Origin of the sequence: Streptomyces torulosus, assembly GCF_001419765.1 — a bacterium.
Taxonomy (GTDB): domain Bacteria; phylum Actinomycetota; class Actinomycetes; order Streptomycetales; family Streptomycetaceae; genus Streptomyces; species Streptomyces torulosus.
On record NZ_LIRK01000932.1, the window covers coordinates 1 to 1,710 of the forward strand.

General features: G+C 73.0%; 2 protein-coding genes. Both read left to right on the top strand.

Annotated features, from left to right (window positions below; translation table 11 throughout):
• Window positions 1-588, top strand: a 588-nt coding sequence (locus tag AOK23_RS42685) for an ADP-ribosylglycohydrolase family protein (RefSeq protein ID WP_169800396.1), incomplete at its 5' end; no start/stop codon positions are given.
• Between the two features lie 26 nt (window positions 589-614).
• Window positions 615-1,106 carry an NUDIX domain-containing protein gene (locus AOK23_RS42690; RefSeq protein ID WP_055717751.1) on the top strand — a complete coding sequence of 164 codons (492 nt, stop codon included), beginning with the start codon at window positions 615-617 and terminating at the stop codon, window positions 1,104-1,106.
• Window positions 1,107-1,710: the final 604 nt, after the last annotated feature.

Genomic DNA, 1,710 nt, shown 5'->3' on the forward strand with positions numbered 1-1,710 from the left:
GCCGACGTCCACGGCTGGACCAGCCCGGGCGCGCCCCGGCGCGCGGCCTCGCTGGCCCGCCGTGACGCGGTCCTGTCGCACACCGGGAACGGCGTGTACGGGGCGATGTGGGCGGCGGCGCTGGTCTCCGCGGCGTTCACGGCGGGCACCGTGCGCGAGGCCGTGGACCAGGCGCTGACGGTGATCCCGGCGAGCAGCCGGCTCGCGCGGACCGTGCGGCGGGTCGCCTCGCTGCACGAGGCCGGGGTGGCCTGGGAGGACACGCTCACGACGGTGGCGGAGGAGACCGCGGGGACGCACTGGATCCACACGATCCCGAACGCGGCGGTGCTCACCGCCGGGCTCCTCTACGGCGACGGCGACTTCACCCGCACCGTCGCGCTGACCGTGCGCGGCGGCCTGGACACCGACTCGAACGGCGCGACCGCCGGTTCGGTGGCGGGGGTGCTGTGCGGGGCGGCGGCGATCCCGGACCGGTGGAAGGACCCGCTGGAGGACACCGTGCGCAGCGCCGTGTTCGGCTTCGACGGGGTGCGGATCAGCGAACTCGCGGAGCGTACGGTGCGGTTGGCGCGGACCTCGGCGTGAGGGCGGGCGCCGTCTACCCTTCCTGGATGGCCACTCAAGACTTCGCCGCGTACATCGCGAGCCTCCCGAAGGTCCTCGCCGGCGCCGCCGCGATCCTCCGTGACGCCGAGGGGCGGGTCCTGCTCGTGGAGCCCAACTACCGCGAGGGGTGGGCGCTGCCGGGCGGGACGATCGAGTCGGACGACGGGGAGACGCCCCGGCAGGGCGCGCGGCGCGAGACCGCCGAGGAGATCGGTCTCGACATCGAGCTGGGGCGGTTGCTCGCCGTGGACTGGGTGCACGGCGTGGGGCGGCCGCCGCTGGTGGCGTACCTGTACGACGGCGGGGTGATCGGCGAGGGCGAGCTGTCCCGCATCCGGTTGCAGGAGGAGGAGTTGCTGTCGTGGCGGCTCGTGCCGCGAGGCGAACTGACCGGGTACCTGCCGGAGGCGCTGGGCCGCCGTGTACTCGCCGCCCTGGACGCGTTGGCGGACGGCACCGGTCCGGTGGAGTTGGAGAACGGGATCCGGGTCGGCTGAGGACCGTCGACAATGCGCCACGGCTACCCGCAGTCGCGGGGATCGGCCGTTGACAGGAGTCAGCTGACCTACGGTCAAGTCCCCTTGTACGGACGGTGAAGAGGTGTCCGCCACCGTTGATGGAAAATTAAAGCGTTGGCTGAAAACGCTGCCCGCTGGTCACTCCAGCCTCTAGGCTGACCGCAGACCCCGTCCGAGCGACCGCCCTGTGCTCGCCCGCTCCGGTACCGGGGGCGGCACTCGGGATCCCTGGACCGGCATCCCGGGCGCGGGCCGCGGCTTCGGCAGGATTGCGGGGCTCTGGGGAGCGGTCGCACGGGGTCCCCCGGACACGCCGGTCTCCCCCCACCCCGCGCGGGCCGTTCCCGCCCGGCTTGACCGAGAACAGGCAGCTGAGGTCATGGAACCACTTGGCCCTGACGATCCCGAGGTACTGGGTCCCCACCGGCTCGCGGCCCGCGCCCGGGATGCCGGTCCAGGGATCCCGAGTGCCGCCCCCGGTACCGGAGCGGGCGAGCACAGGGCGGTCGCTCGGACGGGGTCTGCGGTCAGCCTAGAGGCTGGAGTGACCAGCGGGCAGCGTTTTCAGCCAACGCTTTAATTT

Coding starts and splice junctions, on each gene's coding strand:
- AOK23_RS42690 (WP_055717751.1), top strand. CDS start 615: ATGGCCACTCAAGACTTCGCCGCGTACATCGCGAGCCTCCCGAAGGTC.